We start from the raw sequence: 14,759 nt of genomic DNA, 5'->3' as shown, positions 1-14,759 counted from the left end.
GGGGCGTGAACGACGGGGTGCTGGTATACGGACTGGGGCGCAGTGGCCGGGGGGCGGCGCGCTTTCTGGCCCGCGAGGGCATGGGGGCCGAGTGGATCGACGCGCGCCCAGCGGCCGAGGATCTGGCGCTGATGGCGGAGCTGGGCTGGGCGCCGGGCGACGTCTCGCGCCCCTACCGAACAGTGGTGGCCGCGCCCGGCGTGCCCATTGACCACCCGGATCTGGCGCAGCTGCGCGCGGCCGGTGCCGAGGTGATTGGCGAGGTGGTGCTGGCCGCCCGCGCCCGCCCGGCGCTGCCCATGGTGGGCATTACCGGCACGGCGGGCAAGGGCAGCACCACCGTGCTGGTGGCCCAGCTGCTGCGGGCCGCCGGGCTGCGGGCGCTGGAGGGCGGCAACATTGACCCGCCGCTGCTGGACGTGGTGGATGAGGCCGAGGTGGCGGTGGTGGAACTCTCGAGCTTTCAGCTGGAACGGGTACCGGGCCTGCGCCTGCCGGTGGCGGTGATCACCAACCTGGGAGTGGACCACCTGGACCGCCACGGCACCGTCGAGGCGTACCACGGGGCCAAGCGCAACATCACCGCCGGGCAGGAAGCTGGCGACGTGCTGGTGCTGCCCGCCGGGCTGGCCGTGCCCACCCAGGCCCAGGTGCGCGCCTTTGACCCCGAGCGGCTGATGCTGGCGGGCGGCCAGACGGTGCTGGACCCGGCCGAGCTGCCCCCCGGCGTCCACCCGGCCAACGCCGCCGCCGCCCTGCTGGCCGCCGAGGCGCTGCTGACCCGGATGGGCCGCGCGGTCCACGCGCCGGTGCTGGCCGCCGCCCTCAGGGCCGCCCAGCCGGTTGCGGGCCGCTTTGAAACCGTGGCGCAGGTGGGGAACGTGACTTTTATCGAGGACTCCATCGCCACGCGCACGCTGGCCGTACAGGCGGCCCTGGACCGCGCCCGCCCCCCCGTGGCATGGCTGGTGGGCGGCCGGGACAAGGGCGCCGAACTGGCCCCGCTGCGAGCGGCGGCCCAGGGCCGGGTGGCCCAGGTGATCGCTTTTGGCGAGGACGGCGAAACCATGGCCCGCGCCCTGGGGCTGCCCTACCGCGTGGTGGGCGGCGAGGACGGCGAGGCCACCATGCGCGCCGCCGTGCAGGCGGGCCTGGAGGCCCTGCCCGGCGGCGGCACCGTGCTGCTGGCCCCGGTGGGCACCAGTTTCGATCAGTTCCGCGACTACAAGGCCCGGGGCGAGAGCTTTCGCCGCGCGGCCCAGGCCCTGGCCGAGGCCTGCCCGTGAGCGTGCAGCTGCTGATTGCCCAGGTGCTGCTGATCAGCATGGGCCTGATTGGCATTGCCGCCGTGGACCCCGCCAAGATTTTCGACCACGGCCCCAAGGCGCTGCTGGCGCTGGGCCTGACGCTGCTGGCCGCGCGGCTGCGGCCCCGGGCGTTTTTGCAACTGGGGCCCTGGGTGTGGGGCATGACCCTGGTGCTGCTGGTGCTGGTGCACTTTATTGGGGTGGGCACCGCCGAAAGTTCCGGCACCCGGCGCTGGCTGGATTTTGGCGTGATCCGCTTTCAGCCCTCCGAGATGGCCAAGCTGGGGCTGGTGATGATGCTGGCGTCGTTCTTTGCGCGCCGGGGCGTGCAGAACAAGCTGATCAGCGCCACGGGCATGATCGTGCTGACCACGGGGCTGGTGTTCTGGGAGCCGGACCTGGGCAGCAGCGTCCTGATGTTCTCGCTGGGCATCATCCTCATGTACGCGGCGGGCGTGCGCATCAGCAACATCAGCGGCTTCATGCTGGCGCTGGGGCTGCTGGCCATTCCGGTGGCGGGCATCTATGTGGAGCGCAATCCGTACATCATGGAACGCCTGACCGGTCACCAGAACCGGGGCGAGGTGCCTTCACAGGGCCTGGACCAGATTGGGCTGGCCCACCGCGACCTGCGCATGGGCGGCATTACTGGCCAGGGACCAGATGGCCTGCGGTACGAGTATTTTGGCGAGCACACCGACATGATTGTGGCCTCGGTGGGCTTCAGTTCGGGGCTGCTGGGGGTGGCCATGCTGCTGTTTGCCTACTGGCTGATTGTGGCCACGGCGCTGGACGTGGCGCATCTGGCCAGCCGGGTGCGGCCCATGACCCCGGAAATCCACGGCGCCAGCGTGCTGGCGATTGGCGCCATGTTCATGATCGTGGGGCAGGCGTTCGTGAACCTGTGTGTGGCGGCCGGCATCTTTCCCGTGACCGGGGTGCCGCTGCCGCTGGTCAGCTACGGCTTTTCCAGCATGATGACCATGAGCGTCGCGCTGGGCATCATCCACTCCGCCATGCGCGAGGTGCGCCGCGCCCTGCCCGAGCCTGAGCCCGAAACCCCGGTGGCCCTGAGTGCCGACTGAGCCGCCCGTGCCCGGCGCGGCGGCCCTGCCCAGGCCCGGCCGGTTCAGCCTGCCGCCAGTGCCCGCCCTGCTGCTGGCCATGCTGAGCATTCAGGGCGGCGCCGCCTTTGCCAAGACGCTGTTTCCGGCCCTGGGCGCGGCAGGTACCACCACCCTGCGCGTGACCCTGGCGGCGGCCCTGCTGCTGGCCGTGTTTCGTCCCAACCTGCGCCAACTGACGCGTGCCGACTGGGCGGCCATTGCCCCCTACGGCGTGGCCCTGGGCCTGATGAACCTCGCCTTTTACGAGTCGCTGCGCTTTCTGCCGCTGGGACTGGCGGTCACGCTGGAATTCGTGGGGCCGCTGCTGCTGGCCCTGGCCCTGTCACGCCGCGCAGCCGATGTGGGCTGGGTGGCCCTGGCGGGCGTGGGCATTGCCCTGATCGCTCCCATCGGCGGCGAGGGGGCCCATGCGGTCTCGCCCCTGGGCATTGCGCTGGCACTAACGGCCGGGGCGCTGTGGGCGGCGTACATTCTGGCCGGTGGGGCGGTGGGGCGCCGGGTGCCGGGCAGCACGGGTGTGGTGGCGGGCATGCTGGTGGCGGCCCTGGTCACCCTGCCCTTCGGCGCGGCGCAGGCCGGCCCGGCCCTGCTGTCGCCTGCCGTGCTGCTGACCGGGCTGGCGGTGGCGGCGCTGTCGAGCGCCCTGCCCTACACCCTGGAAATGCGCGCCCTGCGGGCCATTCCGGCGCGGGTGTTCGGCGTGATGATGAGCCTGGAGCCGGCGCTGGCGGCGCTGAGTGGACTGCTGTTCTTGCACGAGCGGCTGACCGTGGTGCAGGGGGTGGCGATGGGGTGTGTGATTGCGGCAAGTGCGGGGATTAACTGGACGGGGAAGCGGGGGGAGGGGTCGTAGGGGGTATGGGGTGCGGCTGACTACCAGCTCGCCCCACCCCCCCAGCCCCCCTACCCCAAAGGGGCAGGGGGGAGCAGCGCTGCGCTGAGCAAGAGTTTCTACTGGCGTTGGCAGGCTCGCTCTCTTCGTCAACGTGTCCGGCTTCGACGCCATCCTCCGAGACCGCGCAATGGCCCGCGCCCTTCGGGCACGACGGCCTCGTCTGGACCCGGGCATTACCGGGGCAAGAAGGCTTGGTGCGGTCCAGAAAGTTCTACTTTTAAACAGCAAAGAGCAGAGTGAGCACTTGGCCGTTGTGTTTTTGAAAGTCGAACCTCGTGTGTGAAGCGTCTCCACCCTTCGCCTTTACGGGGCAAGCAACGGAAGCCGTCGAACGTGGCCCCATCCGTTCGGGGGCGGCCCCTCACTCATCTTGATTGGGTGACATAGGCTCACTTCCTCCTTGGCGCGAAGCGCGCGGGCGTCCGGCGATGGGCGAAGACAGGCCACGGCGTACAGCGCGGGGACGGAGGTTGGTGGCTCTACACCGTCAGTCAACGTTGTCCATTGCCAACGTCTGCTCCCCCCTGCCCCTCTGCTGCGCAGCTCTGCGAGTCTGGAGGAGGGGGGGTGGGGCAAGCCAGCCAAGACCATCGCAAAGCCCCCCCAAACCCCATCACCCAAAAGCGCCCCTACCTCCCGGCAGGGGCACCCCAACCCAGCGCGGCCTTACCAGCCTGCTTTCGTCGTCGTGGTGTCGTCCCCACTGCCCGTCATCAGCAGCCCCAGCTGCGTCTCTGTGGCGTTGGCCGCGTCCACCTCACCCACCACCTTGCCCTCGAACATCACCAGAATGCGGTCCGCGAGGTTCATCACTTCGCCCAGGTCGGCGCTGACCAGCAGCACGGCCAGGCCCTGGTCGCGCGCCTCCACGATGCGGGCGTGAATGAACTCAATGGCGCCGATGTCCACGCCGCGCGTGGGCTGGCTGGCCACCAGGATCTTGGGGCCCTTGCGCATCTCGCGCGCCACGATGATCTTCTGGGCATTGCCCCCGGAGTAGCGCCCGGCGGGCAGTGAGGCGCTGCGCGGGCGCACGTCGTACTGCTCGCTCAGCTTCCTGGCGTTGGCCTCGATCACGTCGCGGCGCAGAAACCCGAAGCGGCCGGCAAAGGGCGGGCGGTCGTGCTCGCCCAGAATGAAGTTCTCGGCGGTGGTCATCTCCAGCACCAGCCCGCGCTCGTTGCGGTCCTCGGGCACGTGCGACAGGCCCGAGGCCTCCACTTCCCGCACGCCCCGGGCCGTCCGGCCCAGGTAACTGATCTGGCCCTCGTAGGACCGCAGGCCGGTGATGGCCTCGATGAGTTCGCTCTGGCCGTTGCCTTCCACGCCCGCAATGCCCACAACCTCGCCCGCGCGCACCTGAAAACTCACGCCGTCCACGGCGTTGTGGTGCTCGCCCTTGACCACCACGTTCTGCACGTCCAGCGCCACCGCGCCCGGCTGGGCCGCCTGCTTCTGCACCTTCAGGGTCACGTCGCGGCCCACCATCATGCGCGCCAGCAGTTCGGTGGTCGCGCCCTGGGCGGGAATGGTGCCAATCATCTTGCCGTCGCGGATCACGCTGATGGTGTCACTGATGTGCAGCACCTCGTGCAGCTTGTGGCTGATGAAGATCACGGCGTTCCCGCTGGCGGCATACTGGTTTTTCAGGAACGAGAACAGTTCGTCGGTTTCCGAGGGCGTCAGCACGGCGGTGGGTTCGTCCAGAATCAGGATGCGCGCGCCCCGGTACAGGGTTTTCAGGATCTCGACCTTCTGCTGCTGGCCCACGGGCAACTCGCCCACGATGGCGTCGGGGTTCAGGTCAAAGCCAAACTGCGCAATCAGCTCGGCCACGCGCTGACGGGCTGCCGGGTAGTTGATGGCGCCGCCACTGGTGGGCTCGGCGCCCAGAATCACGTTTTCGGTGACCGAGAGCGTCTCGACCAGCATGAAGTGCTGAAACACCATGCCAATGCCGCGCTTGATGGCCTCTGCGGGGTTTTTCAGGTCCACCGCCTCACCGTCCACCACAATCTGGCCGCTGGTGGGCGGCTGAATGCCGTAGACGATCTTCATGAGGGTGGATTTGCCGGCACCGTTTTCGCCGCACAGGGCGTGGACGCTGCCCCACTGCACGTTCATGGAGATGTTGTCGTTGGCCAGGACCAGGGGAAAGCGCTTGGTAATGCCGCGCAGTTCCAGCGCGTGGGGAGAGTTGTGCTGAACGGCCCGGAGCACGTCAGGCTGGGAAAGGGTCATACCCTGCAGTCTACCGCGCGGCCCCCCAGCCCGGCACGCCCCGCGCGCCCATCCGCCGGGGGACTGCCCGCACCTCCCCATGAGGCCACCATGAAAATCCGGCACAATGTGTGCATATGGACAGTTTCTGGTTGATGGTCACGAACCTGGGTCGTGACGAGGTGTTTATCGTGGCGCTGGCTCTGTACACGTGGCTGGTGCGGCCGTCGGGCGGGCGCGATCTGGGCATCGCTTTTGCCCTGAGTTACCTCACGAACACAGCGCTGAAATACGGGCTGGACCTGCCGCGCCCCTTCTGGAGCGACCCCTCGGTGGCCTCGGAAGCGGCAAAGGCCACCGCCGGAGGCCCGGGGCTGCCCAGCGGCCACGCGCAGATGAGTGCCACGCTGTACCTGGGGATGGCCGCGCAACTGGCCCGGCCGGGCTTCTGGTGGGCCGCTGCGGCGCTGGTGGCGCTGATCAGCCTGTCGCGCCTGGCCCTGAACGTGCACTACCCCAGCGACACCATCGTGGGTCTGCTGCTGGGCGTGTGCTTTGCGGCGCTGGGCGCCCGGGGCCACTTTCCGGACCACGCGCTGGGCCGCTGGCTGCCCCCGGCCCTGGTGCTGCTGGTGGCCGCGCTGCTGCCCGCCGGCACCCCCCGCGAGGTGGGCGCCGGACTGGGCCTGCTGGCCGGCTTCTGGGCGGTGCGCCCCACGTTTACGCCCCCGCGTGACTGGACCGGGCGCCTGATTGTGGCAGTGGCCGGGCTGGTGCTGGTGTTTGGGGTGTACTTCGGCCTGGGGGCCCTGCCCGAGAGCCTCAAGGACCTGCCGCTGGGGCGCGCCCTGCGCTACGCCCTGCTGGTGGCCACCGCCGCCTGGGCCGTGCCCACCCTGCTGCGCCGCTGGCTGCCTTCAGGCGCGGCGCCTGCTCCGGCCACCCCGCAGGCCGTACACTAGAACCTGCATTCAACGCCGCTTCCCGCTGCAACACCCTCACTGGCAACACTCCTGGAGGTTGGTTATGGGCACGCTTTCTCCGTCGGTTCGCCTGCTTGCCGCTGGTCTTTCTGCCCTTCTGCTGGCGCCAGTGGTGCTGGCCCAGACAGCGCCCGCGCCGGGCACGCTTCAGGCGGGACCTGCCAACGCCGCCCGCGGCGCGGCACTGTCGGGTTCGTGCGCGGGCTGCCACCGCGCCGGGGGCCGCGCGCCGGACCTGACCGGCCGTCCCGCTGCCCAGACCCAGGCCGCGCTGGTGGCCTACCGCAGCGGCACGCGCCAGCACCCGGTCATGCAGGGCGTGGCCGCACGCCTGTCTGACCAGGACATTGTGGATCTGGCGGCCCACTACGCGCAGGCCGGGGGAGCGCCCGCTGCGCCGCCCGCAGCCACGCCCTCCACCCCGCCAGCCGCGCCTCCGGCGACCACCCCGCCCGCACCGGCCACGCCCCCCCCGGCCGCCACCCCCACCGCGCCGGCCACGCCCCTGGCCCGGGGCAAGGCGCTCTATCTGGACGGCGACCCGGCGCGCAACATCCTGGCCTGCGCAGTGTGCCACGGCGAAACCGGGCAGGGCGCCGACGATCTGGGCATTCCCAGCCTGGTGGGCCTGGGCGAGGCGGCCACCCTGGCCGCCATGAAAACCTACCGCGCCATGCCCCCCGTGGGCATCGCCTACCCCGACGCCATGCGCATTGCCCTCAAGCCCATGACCGACGCGGACCTGGCGGCCGTGGCGGCGTATGTGGGCACGCTGAAATAAGGCCGTGGGCTGTGGGCCATGAGCCATGGGGACAAACCCCCAAAGCTCATGGCCCACAGCCCATAGCTCCTACCTCACCCGCACCGCCCTGGTGGCGGGCTGCTTGCGAATCCAGGCCACGAAACGGGCCACGTCCTCGTGGGCGCGCAGGGCGTCCAGATCGGCGTAGTCGCGGGCCAGTTCGGCGTTGGTAAAGGTGCGGTGCAAGAACTTGTGGCAGGCCGGGCACAGCGGCGCGGTGGGCAGTTCGGCGGCTTTCAGGCCCTGGCGGCGGCCCTGGGACCGGGGCAGCAGGTGGTGCTCGGTCAGCTGCGGCACCTCGCGCCCGCACAGGGCGCAGCGCCCGGGCGGGCGGGGCGGCGGAGGCCAGGCAGACTCGGCGCGGCGGCGGGCCATCGGCGGTCAGGATAGGGGGTGGGGCTCCCGGCAACCGTGCGGGGCCCCCCAGAGCAGAGCGGTGCCCCAGCGCCCTGGCCCCGCCTAGCCCTTCTGCAACAGAATGCTTTTCAGGTACAGGCTTTCCGGCACGCTCAGGCGGTGGGGGTGGTCGGCGGGCTGGTAGGTCACGGCCACCACCTCGGCGTCGGTGTTCGCCTCGGCGGCGGCCACGCGCGCGGCGTCCAGCAGGTCATCCACGCGGATGTAGTGGGCGCAGGTGCTGATCAGGAGGTGCCCGCCTTCTTCGAGCATGCGCAGGGCGTGCGCCGCGCCGTCGGTAAAGATCCGCTTGGCACGCGGCACGTCGTCTCGGCGTTTGGCCAGGGTGGGGGGGTCCAGCACAATGGCGCTGAAGCGGCGTTTCTCCCTGTTCAGAGCCGCCAGCTGCTCCAGGGCGTCGCCCCAGCGCACGCCCACCTGCACGCGGTTGGCGCGCGCCGCGCCCTCCAGGGCCCCCAGCGCCACGCTGTCCTTGTCTATTGCCACCGCCTGTGCCCCAGCGCGGGCCGCGTGCAGGCTGAAACCCCCGGTGTAGGAATACACGTCCAGAAAGCCGGCGCCGGGCTGCGTGAGCGAGCGCATCAGGCGGCGGTTGTCGCGCTGATCCAGAAAGAAGCCGGTCTTCTGGGCGTCCATGGGGGCAAAATGCAGCGTCAGGTCGTCCTCGAAAAACGTCACCTGCTCCGGCACCTCACCCCACAGGGTGCCGGATACGAGGTCCAGGCCCTCCTTGCGGCGCTCGCCGGTGTCGCTGCGTTCATAGGCACTCTCGGCGCCCGTCTCGTCCCGCAGGGCGCGCACAATCAGGTCGCGGTGGCGCTCCACGCCCGCGTTGCGCAGCTGCACGCCCAGCACCCCGCCAAACTGGTCGGCCACCACGCCGGGCAGGCCATCGGCCTCGGCGTGTAGCACCCGCAGGGCGTTGGTGTTCAGAATGCGCCCGGCGCGCCGGGCCAGGGCGGCTTTGACGCGGGCGCGGTAGAACTTCAGGTCCACGTCCTCGTCCTGCCAGGTCAGCAGGCGCAGCGGCGTGGCGCCCTGGGGGTTGAAATAGCCGCGCGCAATGACCTTGCTGCTGTCCGGGCCGCGCACGTTCACGACCTCGCCCGGCGCGGTGGCGTCGTCGGCGTGGGCGATGTCGCCGCTGTGCCCGAACGGATAGCGCCCGGCGATGCGGCGCACGGCCTGGGCCTTGACGGTGACGGTGGGGGACTTCTTCACCTGTGCAGGGTAGCAAAGCCGCCCGCACGCCTCTGCTACCCTGCCCGGCATGAGCGAACAGAGCATGCAGGGGCGCGTGGTGGCGGTGACCGGCGCCAGCAAGGGCATTGGGCTGGCCGTGGTGCAGGCGCTGGTGGCCCAGGGCGCGCAGGTGCTGGGCGGCGCCCGCGACGTGCAGGGACTGCAGGTGCCCGGCGCCGAGTTCCGCGCGCTGGACGTGACCGACCCCGACAGTGTGGCGGACTTTGCCGCGCGCGCCCGCGAACTGGGCGTGGACGCCCTGGTGAACAACGCGGGCGTGGGCCGCTTCATGCCGCTGCAGGCCATTACGCCGCAGGACTACCGGCAGGTGATGGACACCAACGTGCTGGGCACCATCCTGACCACAGGTGCCCTGGTGGAGCACTTTCAGGGCCGCCACGCCCGGGGGCTGGGCAGCCAGGTGATCAACGTGACCAGTGACGTCTCGGGGCGCACCTTTGCGAGCGGCGCGCTGTACACCGCCAGCAAGTTTGCCCAGCGCGCCGTCACCCACGCCCTGGCCTACGAGGGGCAGGGCTACGGCCTGCGCGTGACCGAGATTCGCCCCGGCATGGTGGACACCTACTTTGGGGACACCCAGCAGGGCGAGCCCCACAAGGCCGCGTGGCTGCGCCCCGGGGACGTGGCCCAGGCGGTGCTGTACGCCCTGAGTGCGCCGGCCCATCTGCGCGTGGACGAGGTGCTGCTGCACCCCACCGTGCAGGAGGTGGCCTACCCGTGAGGCGCCTGCTGCTGACCCTGATGGGCGCCGCCCTGCTGACGGGCTGCGGCCTGATTCCCACCCCGCGCGTGGATGTGGACGACGTCAGCCTTATCCTGCCGGCCAGTGGGCCCCTGGCGGGCAAGGTCGTGTACCTGGAACGCGACGCCCTGGCGGGCCACCGCATTCCGGCGGCGCTGCAACAGCTCACGCTGGACGGTCAGGCCACCTACCGCACCGCCGCGCTGGGCACCCTGCGCGGGGCCGAACTGTATGTGCGCCCGGCCCTCAGCGCCCTGCCGGCCAGCTGCGCGGTTTCGCCCGCCACCCCCACGGCGCCGCGCATGGTGGTGTGCGACGCGGCCGGCGAGGAAGCCCAGCGCATTGGCCGCCTGACCCTGGAGCCCGGGCAACAGCGCGCCTTTACCCTGGGGGGCCCGGCCCTGGATCAGGCGGCGCGGGCGGGCAGCGGGTACTTTGGCCTGCGCTTCACCGAGGGCCAGAGCGTCTTTGGCGATAGCCTGAACCTGAGTGACATCACCGCCCGGGCGCGGCTGTAGGGTCCCCCAGTTAAGGACGTTGCACCTCACGTTACGACTTTGCAGGAGAGCACCGCAAAGTCTCCACTCCCGGTGCAACGTCCTTTTTTCGATACTCGCTCCGCTCGGTTGATCTAAAGATCAACAGCGAGCTACTTAGGTGCCGGGCCCCGAAGGTGCCTGGCCCCCCCTTGGGCGCGCGGCCCTGCCGTAGCCTGAAGGGGTGCCCCACACCCTGCGCCGTCTGCTGGCCACCACGCTGCTGACTCTGGCGGCGGCCCAGGCCAGCCCCGCCACCGACCTGTTCCGCGCAGCCACCGAGAGCGTGCGCGAGCGCTATTTCGGCTGGTCCACCGCCAACCTGGACGACCTGAGCCGCACCTACGCCGCGCAGCTGGCCGAACGCTGCGCGCCGGAGGGCGACGCCTGCTCCTACGACACGGGCCGGGCGGTGCTGACCGAGCTGTTCACGGCCTACGGCGACGCTCATACGAACGTGCGCGACCCCGAAGCGGCCGAGCGCCTGCGCGAGATTCAGCGCGGCGCGGCCGTCAGCCGCACGGGTGCGCGGGTCACGCGGGTGGAGGGCGGCCTGCTGGTGGTGTCGGTGATGCCCCGTAGCCCCGCCGGGCAGGCCGGGCTGCGCGTCTTTGACCTGATCACGACCGTGGAGGGCGAGGCGGCTGGCAAGCGGGACGGCCAGAACGCCCCGGTGGGCCCCACCGAGTTCGTGCGGCTGGAACGGGCGGGGGGCCCCATCACAGTCACGGTGCACCGGGCAGGGCAGGCCGAACGCCGCGTGACCCTCAGCCCCGCCCGCCTGCAGGCCCGCGACGAGCCCACGCTGTCGTGGACCGGGGCGGATGGCCGCGTGGCCCTGATCACCTACCCCAGTTTTCTGCCCAGTGACGCCTCGGAGCTGTTTCTGGCGCGGGTGCGCGACGCCCAGGCACAGGGCGCGCGCGCCCTGATCGTGGACCTGCGCTACAACGGCGGCGGCAGCCTGGCGGAATGCGTGGCGGCGGCCAGCGTGTTTGGGCCCGTGGAATACCGCACCCGCTATCAGCTGGGGGGCTCGGTCTATGCCGGCCGGGGCGGCGAGGAAGCCCGGCCCGGTGACCGCCAGCGCGCGGCCGGCAGCGCGGTCTGGGCCGGCCCGGCGGCCGTGCTGGTGGGGCCCAGCACCGCGTCGTGCGCCGAGGTGTTTACCTTCTACGCGCAGCGTGCAGGGGTGCTGGCGGTGGGCGAACCCACCCGGGGCGTGGGCAACAGCGGCGTGATCTTCCGCGACCTGCCCGACGGCGGCGTGGTGGCAGTGACCATTCTGCGCGCGTATGGCCCAGACGACCGCCCCCTGCCCGAGCGCGTGCAGCCCGACCTGCTGGCCCCCACCGACCTGACCCGGCTGACCCAGAGTGGCCAGGACAGCGCGCTGGAAGCGGCCCTGGAGGCGCTGGACCGCGCGGGCAACGGCGCGGCCGGCCGCTGAGGCGACCCCGGACTGCCTGTGCCGGCGGCTGAACGGGCCGACTGGGCGCGCTACCGCACCCAGCGTCTCATCAGGGTCACGAGGCGGTCCGGGGTGACATTGCGGTATTCCAGGTCGTTCACACGCACCAGCGGCGTGTCCTCGGGGCGTACGCCGCCGCACTGCGCGAGCACCAGTTCCACATTGCCGTCGGCCGTGACCATCCCAGGACTGATGCGCAGAGCAGTCCAGACGGCGTCCAGCAGTTCTTCACGCTGATCGATGCTGAGGTGTTCGGTACAGATTTCCAGGCGGGTGACAGGCACAACGTGGGCCTCTCCTTCAGGCGGGCCCATGCTAGCCCATGACTGACCTGCCGTGGGGCCGCGCGGCCAGTGGACACACCGCAAACGCCCCCGCGACGGGGCGGGGGCGGGTGGGGCGGGAATAAGCTGGCGTCTGTTCAGCCCGCGTCGGGGTGACGGCCGCTTTCGTGCAGGGCCACGGGCTTGCCCCGGCGCATGCGCAGGTTCAGCAGTTCCACGGCAATGGCAAAGCCCATGGCGAAGTAGGTGTAGCCCTTGGGAATCTTGAAGCCGAAGCCGTCGGCAATGAGGTTCACGCCGATCAGCAGCAAGAAGGCCAGGGCCAGCATCTTGACGGTGGGGTGGGCCTGAACGAAGTCGCCAATGGGCCGCGCCGCCACCAGCATGATCAGTACCGTGACGACCACGGCCGCCACCATCACGCCGATGTCGTCGGCCATGCCCACGGCCGTAATCACGCTGTCCAGGCTGAACACGATGTCCAGCAGCATGATCTGCCCAATAATCGCCGCAAAGTTGGCCCCGGCCACGCGCCCCGCCGTGGGCCCCGCCTCGTGGGCGCCGGGCCCTTCAAGTTGCTCGTGCATCTCCTTGACGGCCTTGTACAGCAGGAACAGCCCACCGAAAATCAGAATCAGGTCGCGGCCTGAAAAGCCCACGCCAAACACGCTGAACAGCTCCGTTTTCAGGCTGTAGATCCAGCTGATGGAAAACAGCAGGCCCAGGCGCATGAGCATGGCCGCCAGCAGGCCGATGGTGCGCGCCCGCTGCTGCTGGTCCGGGGGCAGCTTGCCCGCCAGAATCGAGATGAAAATAACGTTGTCGATGCCCAGCACGACTTCCAGCAACAACAGCGTGCCGAAAGCCAGCCAGGCTTCCGGCTGGGTGATCCACCCGAACAGTGCTTCCATGTTGTGTCACTCCACGAAACGAAAAAGCGGACGCTGCCACGCACGTCCAGGATGCCGCTGGGGGAGGAAAGACCCGAAACCGCGCCCGTGCGGCGCGCCAGCGTTCATGGTCCCGGACCCGGCTCCAGTATTCATGAGAGGCACGTGAAGAAATATTTATCGGGTATGGCGTGAAGTGAAGTAAGCGGGCTCTTCTGGGCTAAAACAGGGGCCCTGCCCCACAGGCCTGCCCCTCCCCTACCGGCTGGCGGCTCCATCCAGAAACACGGTCAGTAGGGCGCGCGCGGTGCCCTGGGGGTCGGCGGGGGGCGTGCCGGTCACCAGGGGGTAGGTCAGGGCCAGGAAGGCGCGGGTCAGCAGGGCCGGGGGCAGGTCCTGGCGCAGTTCGCCGCGCGCCGAGGCCGCCTCGAACAGCGCGCTCAGGCCGCCCACCCAGACGCGGCGGTAACTCTGCTCAAACGCGGCGCGGCGCTCCGGGGTGACGTGGCGCAGTTCGCCCGCCAGTTGCAATCCCAGGCGCTGCTCGGGGGCACTGGCCAGCAGTTCATACACCAGGGTGTCCAGTTGCAGGCGAATGCCCACCTGGGCCTCCGCCGACGCCACGAGGCGGCTCAGGCCTGCCAGGGTGCCGTCCAGCATGGCCAGAAACAGCGCTTCCTTATCGGCGTAGTGGTGGTACAGCGCCGGTTTGGTCACGCCCACCGCCTCGGCCACCTCGCGCATGCTGACCCCGTGGTAGCCGCTCTGGACAAACAGCCGCGCGGCTTCCTGCTGAATGCGGGCGCGGGTGGTGTCGGGCGCGGCGGGGACAGACAGGGGCGGCACGGTCATCACGCGCCATGATACCCGCCGCGTGCGCGATCCCCGCCGATGCGGCCACAGGGAGGCGCGCGGGAACCGGCGCAGGCCCTGAGCGAACTGTGAATTTTTAGACTCGGGTTCTAGACATTCTGCTGACAGTTGTTCTTAGAATGAAAGACGCACCACAACCCACCGCTGCTTGACAAGGAGTCCGTTATGCGTAGAACCCTGGTTCCCGCCGTCTTCCTCTCTGCCTTGCTTGCCGCTTGCGGCCAGACCACCCCCACCGCGCAGGGCGCCGCCGACAGCGCGGTGAGTGCCTACGCGGCCCGCCCTGAACTGCAGGACGCGGAAAGTCAGGCCATCCTGGCGCGCTACGGCAACGACCCGGGCCTGCTCACCGCGCTGCAGGAAGCGTACGGCGAGCGCCCCACCGCCCTGACCCTGCCGCAGGTGCCGGCGCTCACCGGGCTGGACTACGCCAGTGACCGCCTCGCGTACATCAAGCGCGTGGGCTGGGGCACCGTGAGCAACTACAACAGCCAGTACAGCGCCTACGCCGGCACAGCGGCGCCCTACACCGGCCTGGACTGGGGCCGCGACGGCTGCAGCGCGCCCGACGGCCTAGGCCTGGGCTACCGCGAGGACTTCCGCCCCGCGTGCAACGTGCATGACTTCGCCTACCGCAACCTGAAGGTGTATCAGCGCACCGACGCCAACCGCAAAACCAGCGACGAGGTGTTCCACACGAACATGAAGGCCATCTGCGCCGCCAAGAGCTGGTACGCGCGCCCGGCGTGTTACAGCGCGGCTTACGCCTATTACCAGGGCGTGCGCGTGGGCGGCAGCAGCAGCTTCTAAGCAGGTCACTGCCAAGCCCCGGACCAACCGAGCAGAGCGAGTCTCGAAAAAAGGACGTTGCACCGGGCGTGGAGACTTTTCGGTACCCTCCTGAAAAGTCGCACCGTGAGGTGCAACGTCCTTCAGCAGGAGCGCTTTC

Annotated in this window: 15 protein-coding genes; 9 read left to right on the top strand and 6 right to left on the bottom strand. The window is 70.0% G+C overall.

Going from position 1 to position 14,759, the window contains the following annotated elements; genetic code table 11:
• Positions 1–17: 17 nt before the first annotated feature.
• From murD to C8263_RS09275, 3 genes are all read left to right on the top strand, one after another.
• Positions 18–1,286: a UDP-N-acetylmuramoyl-L-alanine--D-glutamate ligase gene (gene murD / locus C8263_RS09285; RefSeq protein WP_107137863.1), complete on the top strand. Its 1,269-nt coding sequence runs from the start codon at positions 18–20 to the stop codon at positions 1,284–1,286.
• Positions 1,283–2,392 carry an FtsW/RodA/SpoVE family cell cycle protein gene (locus C8263_RS09280; protein WP_107137826.1) on the top strand — a complete coding sequence of 370 codons (1,110 nt, stop codon included), beginning with the start codon at positions 1,283–1,285 and terminating at the stop codon, positions 2,390–2,392. The genes murD and C8263_RS09280 overlap by 4 nt, the downstream gene beginning before the upstream one ends.
• A 79-nt stretch (positions 2,393–2,471) precedes the next feature.
• Positions 2,472–3,287: an EamA family transporter gene (locus C8263_RS09275; protein ID WP_107137862.1), complete on the top strand. Its 816-nt coding sequence runs from the start codon at positions 2,472–2,474 to the stop codon at positions 3,285–3,287.
• A gap of 708 nt (positions 3,288–3,995) precedes the next feature.
• On the opposite strand, the gene C8263_RS09270 is transcribed toward C8263_RS09275, so the two are convergent.
• Positions 3,996–5,570, bottom strand: a complete 1,575-nt coding sequence (locus C8263_RS09270; protein ID WP_107137825.1) for an ABC transporter ATP-binding protein — start codon at positions 5,568–5,570, stop codon at positions 3,996–3,998.
• A gap of 116 nt (positions 5,571–5,686) precedes the next feature.
• Here C8263_RS09270 and C8263_RS09265 point away from each other — a divergent pair, with 116 nt between their 5' ends.
• Entirely contained in the window at positions 5,687–6,511 is an 825-nt protein-coding gene (locus C8263_RS09265) for a phosphatase PAP2 family protein (RefSeq protein ID WP_107137824.1), read from the top strand.
• Positions 6,512–6,575: 64 nt separating this feature from the next.
• The gene (locus C8263_RS09260) at positions 6,576–7,313 is read left to right on the top strand and encodes a c-type cytochrome (protein ID WP_107137823.1); all 738 of its coding nucleotides are present in this window, start codon (positions 6,576–6,578) and stop codon (positions 7,311–7,313) included.
• A gap of 69 nt (positions 7,314–7,382) precedes the next feature.
• Here C8263_RS09260 and C8263_RS09255 read toward each other — a convergent pair whose 3' ends face one another.
• Both C8263_RS09255 and C8263_RS09250 read right to left on the bottom strand, forming a co-directional pair.
• Positions 7,383–7,709 (bottom strand): HNH endonuclease, encoded by a 327-nt coding sequence (locus tag C8263_RS09255; protein WP_107137822.1) that lies wholly within the window; start codon positions 7,707–7,709, stop codon positions 7,383–7,385.
• Between the two features lie 84 nt (positions 7,710–7,793).
• Complete coding sequence (locus C8263_RS09250) at positions 7,794–8,972, bottom strand: class I SAM-dependent rRNA methyltransferase (protein WP_233218743.1); 1,179 nt, start codon at positions 8,970–8,972, stop codon at positions 7,794–7,796.
• 49 nt (positions 8,973–9,021) lie between these two features.
• Here C8263_RS09250 and C8263_RS09245 point away from each other — a divergent pair, with 49 nt between their 5' ends.
• From C8263_RS09245 to C8263_RS09235, 3 genes are all read left to right on the top strand, one after another.
• Positions 9,022–9,735 carry an SDR family oxidoreductase gene (locus tag C8263_RS09245; protein ID WP_107137821.1) on the top strand — a complete coding sequence of 238 codons (714 nt, stop codon included), beginning with the start codon at positions 9,022–9,024 and terminating at the stop codon, positions 9,733–9,735.
• Positions 9,732–10,274, top strand: a complete 543-nt coding sequence (locus tag C8263_RS09240) for a putative periplasmic lipoprotein (RefSeq protein WP_233218742.1) — start codon at positions 9,732–9,734, stop codon at positions 10,272–10,274. The genes C8263_RS09245 and C8263_RS09240 overlap by 4 nt, the downstream gene beginning before the upstream one ends.
• A gap of 202 nt (positions 10,275–10,476) precedes the next feature.
• Entirely contained in the window at positions 10,477–11,742 is a 1,266-nt protein-coding gene (locus C8263_RS09235) for a S41 family peptidase (RefSeq protein WP_233218741.1), read from the top strand.
• Positions 11,743–11,792: 50 nt separating this feature from the next.
• Here C8263_RS09235 and C8263_RS09230 read toward each other — a convergent pair whose 3' ends face one another.
• The 3 genes from C8263_RS09230 to C8263_RS09220 all read right to left on the bottom strand — a co-directional run bounded on the left by C8263_RS09230 (position 11,793) and on the right by C8263_RS09220 (position 13,789).
• Complete coding sequence (locus C8263_RS09230) at positions 11,793–12,047, bottom strand: NAD(P)H-dependent oxidoreductase subunit E (protein WP_107137820.1); 255 nt, start codon at positions 12,045–12,047, stop codon at positions 11,793–11,795.
• A 137-nt stretch (positions 12,048–12,184) separates the two neighbouring features.
• Positions 12,185–12,958: a TerC family protein gene (locus tag C8263_RS09225; protein ID WP_107137819.1), complete on the bottom strand. Its 774-nt coding sequence runs from the start codon at positions 12,956–12,958 to the stop codon at positions 12,185–12,187.
• Positions 12,959–13,195: 237 nt separating this feature from the next.
• Positions 13,196–13,789, bottom strand: coding sequence for a TetR/AcrR family transcriptional regulator (locus tag C8263_RS09220; protein WP_107137818.1), 594 nt, complete (start codon positions 13,787–13,789; stop codon positions 13,196–13,198).
• 186 nt (positions 13,790–13,975) lie between these two features.
• Between C8263_RS09220 and C8263_RS09215 the strand changes: the two genes are divergently transcribed.
• Positions 13,976–14,620: a phospholipase A2 gene (locus C8263_RS09215; protein ID WP_107137817.1), complete on the top strand. Its 645-nt coding sequence runs from the start codon at positions 13,976–13,978 to the stop codon at positions 14,618–14,620.
• Positions 14,621–14,759 lie beyond the last annotated feature (139 nt).

It is taken from the genome of Deinococcus arcticus (genome assembly GCF_003028415.1).
GTDB classification, from domain to species: domain Bacteria; phylum Deinococcota; class Deinococci; order Deinococcales; family Deinococcaceae; genus Deinococcus; species Deinococcus arcticus.
Note: the sequence above shows the minus strand (reverse complement) of the source record. Positions and strands in the feature narration are given on the sequence as shown.

Excerpts from the sequence above, each read along its gene's own strand:
- C8263_RS09275 (WP_107137862.1), top strand. The coding sequence starts at position 2,472 with ATGCTGAGCATTCAGGGCGGCGCCGCCTTTGCCAAGACGCTGTTTCCG.
- C8263_RS09220 (WP_107137818.1), bottom strand. The coding sequence starts at position 13,789 with ATGACCGTGCCGCCCCTGTCTGTCCCCGCCGCGCCCGACACCACCCGC.
- C8263_RS09265 (WP_107137824.1), top strand. The coding sequence starts at position 5,687 with ATGGACAGTTTCTGGTTGATGGTCACGAACCTGGGTCGTGACGAGGTG.
- C8263_RS09260 (WP_107137823.1), top strand. The coding sequence starts at position 6,576 with ATGGGCACGCTTTCTCCGTCGGTTCGCCTGCTTGCCGCTGGTCTTTCT.
- C8263_RS09255 (WP_107137822.1), bottom strand. The coding sequence starts at position 7,709 with ATGGCCCGCCGCCGCGCCGAGTCTGCCTGGCCTCCGCCGCCCCGCCCG.
- C8263_RS09215 (WP_107137817.1), top strand. The coding sequence starts at position 13,976 with ATGCGTAGAACCCTGGTTCCCGCCGTCTTCCTCTCTGCCTTGCTTGCC.
- C8263_RS09225 (WP_107137819.1), bottom strand. The coding sequence starts at position 12,958 with ATGGAAGCACTGTTCGGGTGGATCACCCAGCCGGAAGCCTGGCTGGCT.
- C8263_RS09270 (WP_107137825.1), bottom strand. The coding sequence starts at position 5,570 with ATGACCCTTTCCCAGCCTGACGTGCTCCGGGCCGTTCAGCACAACTCT.
- C8263_RS09245 (WP_107137821.1), top strand. The coding sequence starts at position 9,022 with ATGAGCGAACAGAGCATGCAGGGGCGCGTGGTGGCGGTGACCGGCGCC.